Origin of the sequence: Sphingomonas alpina (assembly GCF_014490665.1) — a bacterium.
In the GTDB taxonomy this organism is placed as follows: Bacteria; Pseudomonadota; Alphaproteobacteria; order Sphingomonadales; family Sphingomonadaceae; genus Sphingomonas; species Sphingomonas alpina.
On record NZ_CP061038.1, the window covers coordinates 1,450,384 to 1,462,813 of the forward strand.

The 12,430-nt window shown below is 62.1% G+C and carries 10 protein-coding genes and 1 pseudogene; 6 read left to right on the top strand and 5 right to left on the bottom strand.

Annotation, left to right across the window (positions count from 1 at the left end; all coding sequences use genetic code 11):
- From H3Z74_RS06620 to H3Z74_RS06630, 3 genes are read left to right on the top strand one after another with little or no spacing between them, the layout of a single operon-like run.
- A complete protein-coding gene (locus H3Z74_RS06620; RefSeq protein WP_187763143.1) occupies positions 1-2,145 on the top strand; it encodes a formylglycine-generating enzyme family protein in 2,145 nt (714 codons plus the stop codon).
- Between the two features lie 25 nt (positions 2,146-2,170).
- A complete protein-coding gene (locus H3Z74_RS06625) occupies positions 2,171-4,012 on the top strand; it encodes a glycoside hydrolase family 127 protein (protein ID WP_187763144.1) in 1,842 nt (613 codons plus the stop codon).
- Between the two features lie 5 nt (positions 4,013-4,017).
- Positions 4,018-5,190, top strand: a complete 1,173-nt coding sequence (locus tag H3Z74_RS06630) for a CaiB/BaiF CoA transferase family protein (protein WP_229726935.1) — start codon at positions 4,018-4,020, stop codon at positions 5,188-5,190.
- A 9-nt stretch (positions 5,191-5,199) separates the two neighbouring features.
- Here the strand turns inward: H3Z74_RS06630 and H3Z74_RS06635 are convergent, their stop codons facing one another.
- Positions 5,200-6,096: an alpha/beta fold hydrolase gene (locus tag H3Z74_RS06635; protein ID WP_229726936.1), complete on the bottom strand. Its 897-nt coding sequence runs from the start codon at positions 6,094-6,096 to the stop codon at positions 5,200-5,202.
- A 74-nt stretch (positions 6,097-6,170) separates the two neighbouring features.
- Positions 6,171-6,401, bottom strand: a pseudogene (locus H3Z74_RS24840) (alpha/beta fold hydrolase); the annotation flags it as partial.
- Between the two features lie 76 nt (positions 6,402-6,477).
- Between H3Z74_RS24840 and H3Z74_RS06645 the strand changes: the two are divergent.
- Positions 6,478-7,092 (top strand): TetR/AcrR family transcriptional regulator, encoded by a 615-nt coding sequence (locus H3Z74_RS06645; protein ID WP_187763148.1) that lies wholly within the window; start codon positions 6,478-6,480, stop codon positions 7,090-7,092.
- Positions 7,093-7,122: 30 nt separating this feature from the next.
- Here H3Z74_RS06645 and H3Z74_RS06650 read toward each other — a convergent pair whose 3' ends face one another.
- Genes H3Z74_RS06650 through H3Z74_RS06660 form a run of 3 tightly spaced genes read right to left on the bottom strand, consistent with a single transcriptional unit; the run spans position 7,123 to position 11,015 of the window.
- Entirely contained in the window at positions 7,123-9,426 is a 2,304-nt protein-coding gene (locus H3Z74_RS06650; protein ID WP_187763149.1) for a TonB-dependent receptor, read from the bottom strand.
- Between the two features lie 40 nt (positions 9,427-9,466).
- Positions 9,467-10,429 (bottom strand): FecR family protein, encoded by a 963-nt coding sequence (locus H3Z74_RS06655; RefSeq protein ID WP_187763150.1) that lies wholly within the window; start codon positions 10,427-10,429, stop codon positions 9,467-9,469.
- Positions 10,419-11,015: an RNA polymerase sigma factor gene (locus H3Z74_RS06660; RefSeq protein WP_187763151.1), complete on the bottom strand. Its 597-nt coding sequence runs from the start codon at positions 11,013-11,015 to the stop codon at positions 10,419-10,421. The genes H3Z74_RS06655 and H3Z74_RS06660 overlap by 11 nt, the downstream gene beginning before the upstream one ends.
- 166 nt (positions 11,016-11,181) lie before the next feature.
- On the opposite strand from H3Z74_RS06660, the gene H3Z74_RS06665 reads away from it, so the two are divergent.
- Together H3Z74_RS06665 and H3Z74_RS06670 are read left to right on the top strand one after the other, a co-directional pair.
- Entirely contained in the window at positions 11,182-11,541 is a 360-nt protein-coding gene (locus H3Z74_RS06665) for a hypothetical protein (protein ID WP_187763152.1), read from the top strand.
- Between the two features lie 82 nt (positions 11,542-11,623).
- Positions 11,624-12,430, top strand: a complete 807-nt coding sequence (locus H3Z74_RS06670) for a MipA/OmpV family protein (protein WP_187763153.1) — start codon at positions 11,624-11,626, stop codon at positions 12,428-12,430.

The following is a 12,430-nucleotide window of genomic DNA, read 5'->3' on the forward strand; positions in this document are numbered from 1 at the left end:
ATGAGCCAATCCCCGATCCGAACGAACAGCGACTATAAGGTCTCGCACGCGCTGACTGGCCCCTATCTGCCGACGCCCGGCAAGGTGCCGGGCTGGCCCTTCGCCGAGATGGGCCGATGGAAGATCGACGTGAACGGTGCCGCCGACGATTGGGTCCGCGGGTTCACCGAATGGCGGCACGAACATCTGATCCGGATCGGCTTCGACGATACGCTCTATCGCCGCCCCGAACTTGCCTGGGCGCAGCGCAACTTCGTCCATGCGCTGCTGATGGTCGAAGACCGCTATTTCTTCGATCCGGCGACCGGGCGCTATACGGTCGATCGTTATCTCGACGATCTGGAGACACGCTTCGGCGGCGTCGACAGCGTGCTGATCTGGTATATCTATCCCAATATCGGGGTCGATGACCGCAGCCAGTTCGACCTGATCGAAGCACTGCCTGGCGGGATCGAGGGCCTGAAGGGTGCGGTCGCCGACTTTCATCGCCGCGGGGTCAAGGTGTTCCTCCCGACCATGCCGTGGGACAATGGCACGCGCGCGCATGACCGTCCCGATTGGGAGCGGATGGCGGCGCTGATCAAGGCGACCGGTGCCGACGGGATCAACGGCGACACCTATAGCGGTGTACCGCGTGCGTTTCAGGAGGCGTGCGATAGCCTTGATTGCTCGGTGGTGTTGCAACCCGAGACGACATCCCAAGCCGGCGACCATATCCTGTCGTGGAACCTGCAGAGCTGGACCAAGCGCGTCCCGAATGAGTCGATTCCGACCGTCCTCAAACTCAAATGGCTCGAGCCGCGCCATATCATCAATATCGAGAATCGCTGGAGCCGCGACCGCAACAATGATCTGCAGCACGCCTTCTTCAACGGCGTCGGATACACTGCTTGGGAAAACGTCTTCGGGCTGTGGAACCAGCTTACCGAACGCGATGCGGAGACGCTGCGCCGGGTCGCGCTGGTTCAGCGGCAATTCGCCGCGCTGATCGTCAGTGCCGAATGGCGGCCTTATGAGCTCACGCTGCAGGCGGGGGTCTTTGCTAGCCGTTTCCCGGGTGATGCGGTCGATTTGTGGACACTGATCAATCGCAACGAATATGCCGTCGATGGCGAGCAGTTCGCCGTACCGCATGTCGCCGGATGTGCGTATTTCGACGCTTGGAACGGCGTGGACCTGACGCCGCGTATCGATGGCGACCGCGCGGTATTTGCGTTGGAGCTTGAAGGGCGGGGGTTCGGCGCCGTTGTCGCACGAGCGCCCGGAGGGAAGACAGGTGACCTCCAACCTTTCCTCGATCGGATGCGCGATCTCGCCGCGACGCCGCTCGCTGCCTATTCGGCACAATGGTCATCGGCCCCGCAGAAACTGGTGGTGGTCGAGAAAACCCGTTCGCGCGCGGCATCGGAGGATATGATTGCGATCCCCGCTGGGGATTTCGACTTCGCCGTTCGCGGTGTGGTGATCGAAGGCTATGCGAACGAGGGTGTCGATTTCCAATATCCCTGGGAAACGAGCGCGCGCCGGAGCCATCACCGGCGCATGCAGGTCGAGGCATTCTGGATCGATCGCTTTCCTGTCACCAATGGCCAGTTCAAGACGTTCCTCGATGACAGCGGGTACCGACCCGCGGATGACGGCAATTTCCTCCATCATTGGCAGGATGGCGCGCCGCCGATCGGCGGGGAGAATAAACCGGTCACCTGGGTGTCGATCGAGGATGCGCGCACCTATGCGGCTTGGGCCGGCAAGCGCCTGCCACGCGAATGGGAATGGCAATATGCCGCGCAAGGGACCGACGGCCGGCGCTATCCGTGGGGAAATGACTGGGATCCGCGCGCCGCGCCCGAGCCCGGTTGCGGTCGCGAGATGCCCGTCCCCGCCGATATCGGTGCACATCCTTCCGGGGCGAGCCCGTTCGGTGTGATGGATATGGTCGGTAATGTCTGGCAGTGGACAGACGAATATGTCGACGAGCATCTGCGCGCGGCGGTACTGCGCGGCGGCAGCAATTATCAGCCGCAAGGCTCGCACTGGTATTTCCCGCAGGCCTATCGGCTCGACGAGCATGGCAAATATCTGCTGATGGCGCCATCGAAGGACCGTTCGGCCGGTATCGGATTCCGTTGTGCCGCTGACCTCTGACGTTACCTCCACAACCCGGCCGGCGATGACCTTCCCCGGTGCGGGTTCAGTCCGGCTGGACGGGATATTGGGTGAGGCTCTTGCGGCTAATCTCCAGGGTCGGCTCTCGCACTTCATCGTCGATGAGACGAGTCCTGCGATCGCGCTGTTTGCCCCCGATGTCGTGGCGCATAATCACGCCGGTGACTGGTATGGTGAGCATGCGGGCAAGTGGCTCGTCGCAGCGACGCGCGCCGCGGTTCGGAGCGGCGATACCGAAATGCTGGCGCATGTGCGTCGTGTCGCTGACTATCTGACGGGCCTGCAGGGCGCTGACGGCTATCTCGGCAATTATGCTCCCGAACGCCGATTCATGCGTCGTCAGCCACCCAAGCCGCTGACCTGGGATGGTGCGCCGGCCGAGCGGACTTGGGACATCTGGACGCATAGCTATTTGATCCTCGGGTTGATCGAGCTGTATCGACAGGTTGGCGAGGGCCGCTATCTGGCCGCCGCGCGGCGGATCGGTGACCTGTGCTGGCGGACGCTGCACGACGGCGAGATCGACATCACCGATCTCGGCAACCATTTCGGTTTGTCGGCGACGGTGCTGATCGACCCCGCAGTCGAGCTTTATTTCGCGACCGGCGAGCAGCGGTATCTCGATCTCGCGCTGCTGGTGCTGGAACAGGCCGAGCGCGAGCCGCGCAACGCGTTGTTGTCGGCGGCACTTGCGGGCGCGGATCCTTCGGAGATCGCGACCGGCAAGGCCTATCAGCTCCTCTGGAATCTGGTGGGGATCGCCAAGCTCCACCGCGCGACTGGCGAGGCCCACTTTCTCGTTGCGGTCCGCAATCTATGGAGCGCCATTCGCGCGCATCATCTGACACTTGGCGGCGGCCCCTGGGGTGGAGTCGCGCATCGCTCGCGCGAGGTCTTCAACCCGGCATCGGTGTTCAGTCCCCATGGTTATGTCGAGACCTGCTCGACCATGGCTTGGGTCCAGCTCAACCGCGAGTTGCTCGAAATCTTGGGCGATGCCGCGTTCGCGCAGGAAATCGAGCGCAGCGCCTATAATGACCTGCTCGGCGCACAGGCGGCGGATGGTGAGGACTGGTGTTATTACTCCTTTCCGAACGGTCGGCGGACGCACACGACTTATTGGCGTTGCTGCAAGTCGAGCGGAGCCATGGCGCTGGAGGAACTGCCCGCACTTGCCTATGCGGGCACGCGCGACGGCGGCATCTCGATCAACCTGCTCGGACCATCCGAGGGAGAACTGGCCGTGCCGGCGAGTGATGCCGTGCGCATCGAGCAGCGGACCGACTATCCCTTTGACGGTGCTGTCGCGATCATTGTCACGCCCCGGACCAGCGCATCGTTCCCGATCGATATCCGTATTCCGGAATGGGCGCGTGGAGCGAGCCTCCGGATCAACGGCGCCGAGCAAATGCCGACGCCGGAGCCGGGTCGTTATGTTCGCATTGAACGCATGTGGCAGGGCGGGGACGTTATTCTACTCGACCTGCCGATGCCGCCGACCATCCACCGCGCGATCGCGAGCAATGTCCAGGAATCCCTCGCACCTGATGGCGAGCCGGTTGCCCAAGAAGTACTGCGCACCGACTATCTGGCGGTCAGCCGCGGCCCGCTGATCTATGCAACGGGTCTGATCGACGGGTTCAAGGTCGAGGAGACGCTGCGTTTCGCCGGCAATGCGGCGGATATCCGGCTGGACTGTGTGCCGGCGGCGGATGGCGGACCTGGCCCGGACCTCCGGCTAAGGCCGGAAGGCCGAGCCGCAATCATGTTCCAGCCTTATTATCGTGCCGGTGGTCGAGAAGACCGGAGCTGGCGGCTGACCTGGATGATGCTGGCGCCGGAGTGATGGCAATGACGACACCGCCTTCGGTTTTCCGCAGCCCGCAGCGCTCGGGCCCGTCGGGCCCGCTCAGCGGGGTGAATGTACTCGACCTCAGCGCTTATATCGCTGGCCCTTATGGTTGCACATTACTCGCCGATCAGGGGGCCGATGTGATCAAGGTCGAGGCGCCGGGTGGCGATAATCTCAGGCAATACCCCTCTACGCTCGCGGGAGAGAATCGCGCATTTCTCGGCGTCAATCGCAGCAAGCAGGGCGTGGTCCTCGATTTGAAACGGACCGAGGATATGGCTGTGCTGCTCGGTCTCGTTGCCGAGGCCGATGTGCTCGTGCATAATTTCCGCCCGGGCGTGCCGGAGCGGCTGGGGATCGATTATGATCGACTGAGCGAGCTCAATCCGCGCCTGATCTATTGCGCGGTGACCGGCTATGGTGAGCAAGGGCCGCTGCGTACCAAGGCCGGTTACGACCAGGTGCTGCAGGCGATGACCGGTATGTGCGCGCTTCAAGGCAAGCGGGACGGTCCGCCCGAACTGACTTATGGTTCGCCCGTTGATTATTACGCTGCTGCGCTCGTCGCAGCAGGCGTCGCCTCCGCCTTGTTCGAGCGTGAGCGCAGCGCACAGGGGCAATATGTTGGTGTCTCGCTCCTGCGCAGCGCACTGACCATGCAATCGGCGCGCATGATCGAGGCCGAGGGCGAGGGGCGTGACGTACCGCGCGATATGCGATCGGGCGGCATCACCGGCCTTTATCCCACGGCGGACGGCTATATCTATCTCTCGGCCAACACGCGGCATTTCTGGGAAGCATTGTGTGAACGGACCGGGCTCGGTGCGTTCGGTGCCGATCCGCGCTATGACAGCGTGCGCAAACGAGCGGAGCATGCAGGTGAGATCGTGCCCAGGTTGCGCGAAATCCTGCTGTCGCGACCTGCGGTCGAATGGGAGCGGCTGCTCGAAGATGCTGTGCCGTGCTCGATCGTACGGCCGGTTGAGGACATGTTCGATCACCCCCAGGTTGCCGCCGAGGAAATGATAACGACGATCTCCCATCCGACGCTCGGCAGCTATCGCGGCGTAACGCGGCCGATCCGGTTTGGGCGCACAGTGGGGCCGGAACCGTTTGCTGCACCGACTCTCGATCAGGATACCGAAGCGCTGAAATTCAGAAAGAAGCGTTAGCCGACGGCCTCAGCCTGAGCGAGAAATCGCCGCTCTGGCTCCATCTCCCAGGAATGGGCGCCAACGCGCAAACAGGCGAAGCAAAGGAGCGCCAAATCGGGCTGCTATTTCCGGATCATGCTCGATCACATCGAGTTCGTTGGCGACGGTCAATTCGATCAACGCCAGGCGCATCTCTGGCGAAAGCGGTTCATGCGCGCCTGTGGATCGATCGATCAACATGGGCGTGTCGGTATGCCATGTGGGATAGCTGCGATCCCGGTCGCAACGGCAATAGCAATCGATGATCGTCTCCGCCTCTCTCCCGACGACAGCGACAATCTTCTCCCGTGCGGTTCCGTCCGCCAGAGCCGCAAGGAAGCCGTCGGTGCCGTAAGCCGCGTGAAGACGGCCGGCGTCGATCAATGCAAGAGAAGCTCCCCAGTTGCGCAGCGTCTCCGCGGTTCGATGCAGATGCCGGGCAAGCGTGCCGCCGGGGTGACAAAGCGTATCGGCGCCGCTGTGGGTCAGGAACAGGCCTATGCGACGATCCCGAACCGCATCTTGCAGGAGGAAGTCGCCAATCGCCTGCGCCAGTTCAAGCGGCTTATCCCGGGCCACAAGATGTCCAGCACCCGCGATCGTGGCGATGGTCGCATGCGGCACAAGCTTCAAAAATCGATATGCATCTTCATCCGACAACGGACTGTGCAACCCGGCACGGATCATCAGCACTGGCATATCCAGGGAGGCGGCCGCCGTTCGGAGTGATGTCGCACGGCCCAGTATATCGCCGATCAAGAGAGCGCGACTCCTATGCAGGCCATCGCTCTCGAGGAACGATCGCGTGCGCACTGGATCGGGATCAGGCACCACATCGACAAGCACCAGCCCGGCAACATTCTCCCGAACTTTCGGATCGGCCAAAGAGGATAATGCGGCAAACCCCCAAGCGAGGCGCCAACAACGACCGGTGAGATGAGGTGTTCGATCATCGCAGCGGTATCGGCGCCAAAGGCAGTCAGCGGTGCGTCCAAGCTTCCACCGCTCTCGCCGTGTCCGCGTTGATCATAGGCGACCGTCAGAAAGCCACACTGTGCGAGTGGCTCCATGATCTTGTGCCACACTCGTCGCCGCTCTCCACCGGCATGAAGGAGAAGCGCCGCCGGCCCACTTCCCAACTGATCGAAACGAAGAACGGCATCAGGCCGGATCAGCGCATCATCGATCATAAGAAGTTCCTTACCTCGACTGATCAAGGTAAACTCAAACCTTGATAGGTCAAGGTAGCGTTCAAAGGAAGGCCATGTGAACCACAAGCCACTCCGCGCGAGACGCGCGCCCGAAGTCGCACGAGCCCATATCCTCGCGGCCGCCGAAACTCTGTTGGCTCAGGGCGGAGTCGACGCAGTCCAGATGCGCGCCGTTGCGCGGCTCGCCGGCATTACCGACGCTGGTGTCGCCCATCACTTTGTGGATCGCCACGGTCTGCTGACAGCCTTGATCGCTTATGGCGGTGACAAGCTTCGCGCCATGATCGACGCGACGGTCACGGATTGGTTGGAGAGTGAGCCCGACATCGGTGTCTTGCTTGCCAAGCTCGCCGGCCTCTATCGGCAAGGGTATAGCGGTCTGGCGGTTGCGCTTCATGCTGCCGGTTGGCGGGAAACCGGCTCGCCGGTTTTGGAGAAGGTGGTTGAAGCCTTGCACGCCGCGCGATTCACCTCAGGTGTCTCCGCGCCTGACATTCTGCACACCAGGCTGGTCGTTGCCGCCTTCCATCACGCGCTTGCAACCGATCCGCTGTTCGGGACCGAATTCAGGCGAAGCGCGGGCATTTCCGGCTCTCGCGACGATGGTGCCGCACTTCAACTGGCCTGGTGGATCAGCGTCACAAAACGAGCGCTGGGATATGATGAATAGCAGCCGGCTCACCAGCGCATGCAGTCTTATTCAGAAGCGTGTATACAACCCTAATCGGACGGTTCGCGGTCGCAGCGGTGTCATCTGATCGCGCCGTGCCAGACCAAAAGGATTACCGAACGCAAAGCTGTTGCCGCGAACATCGCCCAGATTGGTAATATCCAGCGAAAACCCGAACTTTCCGAATTCGACCCGGCCGCCGACATCGCCGACGGTATAATGTCCTTGCGGTATATCGAGCAGCGGTCCGATTCCGAGCCAGGATTCTCCGACATAACGCAGCGATGCCTCACCGGTCAGGGACATGCCCGATCCGATATTGCCGCGCCAGCCCGTCACCAGGCGGATGCCGTTGCGCGGAACATTCGGCAAAACCCGCATGCCGGAACCGGAGAACTCCGGCTCCGGGGCGTAGAGATTGCTGTCGTTGAGGAACGCTGCTCCGGTGATCGTCACAGTGGGCGACAGACGCCATGTGATGTCCGCATCCAGCCCGAAAATTCGGCCGCTGCCGATATTGGTGGTATAGGGCAGGCCGGAACTGTCGATAAGATCGGCCTGGATATGATTCCAGTCAGCATAAAAGAAGGCTGCCCGAAGCGACAGGCGGTTACGTTCCTTGTTGCCCAGCCGAATACCGACCTCGCTCATCTTCAAGTCATCGGTATCGAACTTCCGGCTCTCCAGTTCTGATCCCGATGGTGCTACGGCCAATCCGCCGGCACGATATCCCTGCTGATAATGCAGGAAGGCGGAAAACCGTCCGCCTGGGTGCCAGTCGACCGCAAAGGTTGGAGAGAAGCGCAACTCGTTGCGAAAAGGTTCCTTTGATTTGTCTGCCGGATTGTCGAGCAGATTGCCAACGCTGTGCGCGAAGGTGAGGCGACCGCCGATCGTACCCGTAAGGTTCGACCAGAGCGGCTTGGAAAACTGGCCGAACACAGCCGCCTCGGCCTGCTGGTTGACGACACCGGTGATCCGTGCCGGAGCATCGGGCGCACCGAGCGAGCGTGAGAGCGCGCTCGCATTATAGATGCTTGCGATCCCCGCCACCCAGGGAGAATTCTTGCCGCCGCCTGAAATCCTTGTTTCGTGACTGACAAGGGTGATGTTGTTGTTCTCTTCGAAGCGGGTGGGCGACGTCGATCCATCATGACCTGTGGCGTCGAAGACGGTCTTGAGGTCGTGCCGGACGATCGAGGTCGTCGAAACCAGCTCTGCTGACCCCAGCATCCGGCGTGCTGTGAGATAGGCCAGATAATAGGTATTCTTGAACGGCTGCGCGATGGCATCGTCGCGGGTAAGCGCCGGATCGCCACGAACAACATATTGGCCGTCCTGAGTTGAGGTATTGTGGGTAGCGGACCCGATATCGACGTCCAGGCCCCACAGGTCCTCGATGCGCAAGGTCACCCGCTGGCCGTAGCTGACGGTGCTGTTGATATTCTGCAAACCGCGCGATGGGTTGTCGATATACCCTGCCTCGCGGGTACCGAAGATGACGAACCGGACGCCGATCCGGTCGTTGATCACTGGCAGGTTGATCATGGCGGCACCATCGCCGCCCAGCCCGCCGAACCGCGTGGAACTGGCGCCGACCGACGCTGTCGCGGATGCCTCGCGTAGGTCGGGCTCGTTGGGAATGAGGCGAATGATGCCGCCAAGCGAACTCGCGCCATAGAGCGTGCCCTGCGGCCCGACCAGAACCTCGATGCGCTTCATATCGTAAAGGTTGAGGTTAGGGTCGGGCGCACTGTAGTTGAGCCGGACATCGCCAAGATACTGACCCACCGTAGCCTGGGTCTGGCCGTTAAAGCTGCTGTCGGCGATACCCCGAATAAACAGTTTGTTGCGCGCGGGGCCGAGATTGGTGGAGCCGAGTGCCGGGAGCAGCTTGGTGATCGACGCGGTCCCGCCGGCCGCGTTGCGCGCGTCCCAGCCGGAATCGAGTTCGACGAGTTTGATCGAGCCGGGATAGGCGTCGATCGGGATATTCTGCTTGCTGGCAGTGACGAGGATTTCGGAATCCCGATCAATATCGACTGCTTTGGGAGGCGCCGGTGCCGGCCTTTTGATTTGTGGTGATGCGCGGCGTCTCATGATGCGAACGGTGGTGCTGTCGTAGAAAATGGCCTCTGTGCCAGTTCCGCGCAACGCGCGCGCCAGTGCCGCACGAAGAGAGAAATCGCCCCTGACGCCAGGGGAGGGGCGGGCGGCGAGATCCGGATCCGTTACGGCAATCGTGATCCCGCCCTGTTCGCCCAGGGCGGCTGCGACCTCACCGAGACGGCCGGCCGGGACGTTGAATCGCTTTGCTTCTGCGACATCGGCCATGCCGAGGCCCAAGACTGAACTCGCGGCGAGTGCCGCCCATCTAGCGCCCTGCACCGCTAGACTTCATCGCCCAGCCGCCGGCGCTGGGCGCGATCGTCACATTCAGAGCCGGCATCAAACGCTTGAGCTGGTCCGACCCGCTCCCGTCGATCGCAATGGCGCCCGAAAAAGGGCGGTCGGCGATATCAGGCGCAACCGTAATGCGGACTCCGAGCGCACGGCCGAGATCGGCCGCAACCTGCGATAGCGGTTCGCCGGTATAGACGAGCCTTCCCCTCTGCCAGGCGCCGACCGAATTGATTGGCGCGCGGGTCACGCGAACGGCTCCTGCCGAGGATCGATCGAGCAGAGCCTGACCTGCCTGGAGCGGGATCGCTTCTTTCCCGGATTTGTAGAGGATTTTGCCCTCGGCCACGGCGACACGCACCTCGCCCGCATCTCGCACGACGTTGAAGACCGTCCCGAGATCCTCGACGCGGCTTTCGCCGACCTCAAGCGCGAATGGCCGGGCGTCGTCATGCTGTACCTGGAACAATGCCTCGCCTGCCGCGAGCGACGCGAAGCGCGGATCCTTGCGGTCGAAGGTCATGCGCGTCGAACCGTTGAGCGTCACCAGCGTCCCTGCCTCAAGGGTGACGATCTCGCGTTGCCCCGGTGCCGTTACCACCTCGTACCGGCTGGTCGCCCCCTGTGGAGCCAGGAAGGCAGCAGCCGCGATCGACGCGGCGAGTGCGCCGCCGCCAAGTCCCCACCAGTGCCATCGAGACGTTGGCGGGTCGGCGGGCGTCTCGGTATCATTGGCGGCTTCCAGAAAGGTTACTTCGGACAGCAGCGGCTCGATCGCGAGATCGGTCTGCTCGATCTCGTCATAGATTTCGGCGTGATCGGGGTCCACCGCCAGCCATTCGGCAAACGCGTCCCAGGCTGCGTCATCGCCATGACGGAGCCGGATGTGCCATTCGATGGCCTGTGCGCGAACGCTGTCCTTTGCGTCAAACGCCATGACGACCTCTCTCACCCCTAAGATGCCGCGGGTCGCTACGATCCCCATCAAGACGAAGCTTTGCAGCCGTAATCGCTTCATAGGCGCGGGTCAGGTGCTTTTCGATCGCGCTGACGCTGATGCCGATATCGTCGGCGATCTGGCGTTGGGGCTCGCCATCGATGCGGAAGCGGCGAAAGATGACACGAGTCCGATCGGGGAGCCCGTCGAGGACGCGCTGCAGGATTGCGAGGTGTTCCCGTGCAATGAGATGCGCTTCCGCCGATGGCTGCTCGTCGATCTCCCGCTCATCGCCGCTATGCGCTTCTACCCAATCCTCCTCGCGTCGGGTGCGCCGGCCCGCGGTACGGCGAAACCCCAGGAAATGATTGGTTGCCATTCGGTACAGATAGGCGCGCGGTTCGGCGACCGGACCAATCCCGTCGGCCGAAAGCTTGAGATAGACTTCCTGGAGAATGTCGTCGGCTTCATCCGCGGCTGCGCCGCGCAGCATGAGGTAGCGGCGTAAGGCCGGCCGTGAGTCCATGAAGGTTCCGACGAGGCCGTCGCTCGCAAGTCTCTCCTCATCGACCCGATCCTCGCGCATCGCGCGGTCCTAACCGCAGCGCTGGGGTCTCGCAATCCAGTTGTTGCCGCGTCGCCAGTGATGGGATCCGCCGGCGCTCGATCGCGGAGTCCCTCGGCACAGCCCGGCATTTTTTGGTGGGGGTGTGCGCTGGTGCCGGCGTCTCAAGGGGGAAAGGAGATGATCGGTGCCCGACATGATGATGACGACGATCGAACTCGCGGTGATCGCTCTTGCACGCCACGACCCCTTATCGAGCGTCAAGCCGTCGTGGCATTCCGCTCTCTTTCTGTCCGACCAGCGCCAGCATCTGCCGCTCGCCAATCCTCGGCTTGAAGCCCTTCGGCGCTACGCAGTCCTGTTCCGGCTTCAACGGTGCGAAGTGGCGGAAGTCGAGCATGAGCGCCTCCGCCGCGCCGGCTATAATCCGCAGCAGATCAGAATGATCGAAAACCTTGTCGCGCCGTCGCGCTGCGAACGGGATGGCGCGCCGCCTTCTGCCGCGTCGGCGCATCATCACCTGGAATCAACCATCCGGCTCGTCTGAACGAATGTCTTTTCGAGCAGGCTAATATCTCTTTCCCCCCAGCGTGCACGGCCTCCGTGGCGCAAACCCTGTGAGAGTATTTGTGACCTATCTTTCCAACACTTTTCTTTCCCTCACCCATAGCCGTCTCATTGCGGCGTTTGCCATGCTTTCACTCATCTTCTGGGGCGCCTCGGCACAGGCTCAAGAGCAGGAGAATGACAAGGATAAAGACCATATCGTCATCGGCATCGGCGCGGGCTACGCTCCGGCCTATCAGGGCGCAGACGATTATCGTGCTCTGCCGATCCCGGTGATCGACGTGGCCTGGGGCCCATTTTTCGCCAATCTGCAAAACGGCATCGGCATCAACGCTGTCGACACCGATCATATTACCATTGGGGCGAGCGTGACGGTCATGCAGGGCTATCGCAGCAAGGATGTGCCCGACGGGATAGGCAAGCTATCGTTCGGCGCAGGCGGCCGGGGTTTCATGAGCCTCAAGGGCGCGGGCTTCGTCGCCACAATCGGTGCGACGAAGGGGTTTGCCGGTAGCACGAAGGGCATTATCGCTGATGCAAGCCTGTCGTACCCGGTGTCAGTCTCGCCACGTCTGACGCTTATCCCCACGATCGGGACAACATGGGCCGACAAGAAGCACAATGATCGATATTTCGGCGTGAATGCGGAACAGTCCCTTGCGTCCGGGCTGCCGCAATTCCGGCCAGGGGGTGGATTCAACGATGCCTCGTTCATGCTCAGTGCGCAGTATCGGCTCACGGACAGGTTCAGCCTTGGCGTCACAGGCGGCGTGACCACTCTGCTCGGCAAGGTGCAGGACAGCCCGATCGTTTTTCACAAGACGCAGCCGCTTGGTTTCCTTTCGCTCTCATATCGTTTTGGCAGGTAG

Bases quoted from the DNA above. Each gene is read 5' to 3' on its own strand.
- H3Z74_RS06620 (WP_187763143.1), top strand. From the start codon at position 1: ATGAGCCAATCCCCGATCCGAACGAACAGCGACTATAAGGTCTCGCAC.
- H3Z74_RS06625 (WP_187763144.1), top strand. From the start codon at position 2,171: ATGACCTTCCCCGGTGCGGGTTCAGTCCGGCTGGACGGGATATTGGGT.
- H3Z74_RS06630 (WP_229726935.1), top strand. From the start codon at position 4,018: ATGACGACACCGCCTTCGGTTTTCCGCAGCCCGCAGCGCTCGGGCCCG.
- H3Z74_RS06650 (WP_187763149.1), bottom strand. From the start codon at position 9,426: ATGGCCGATGTCGCAGAAGCAAAGCGATTCAACGTCCCGGCCGGCCGT.
- H3Z74_RS06655 (WP_187763150.1), bottom strand. From the start codon at position 10,429: ATGGCGTTTGACGCAAAGGACAGCGTTCGCGCACAGGCCATCGAATGG.
- H3Z74_RS06660 (WP_187763151.1), bottom strand. From the start codon at position 11,015: ATGCGCGAGGATCGGGTCGATGAGGAGAGACTTGCGAGCGACGGCCTC.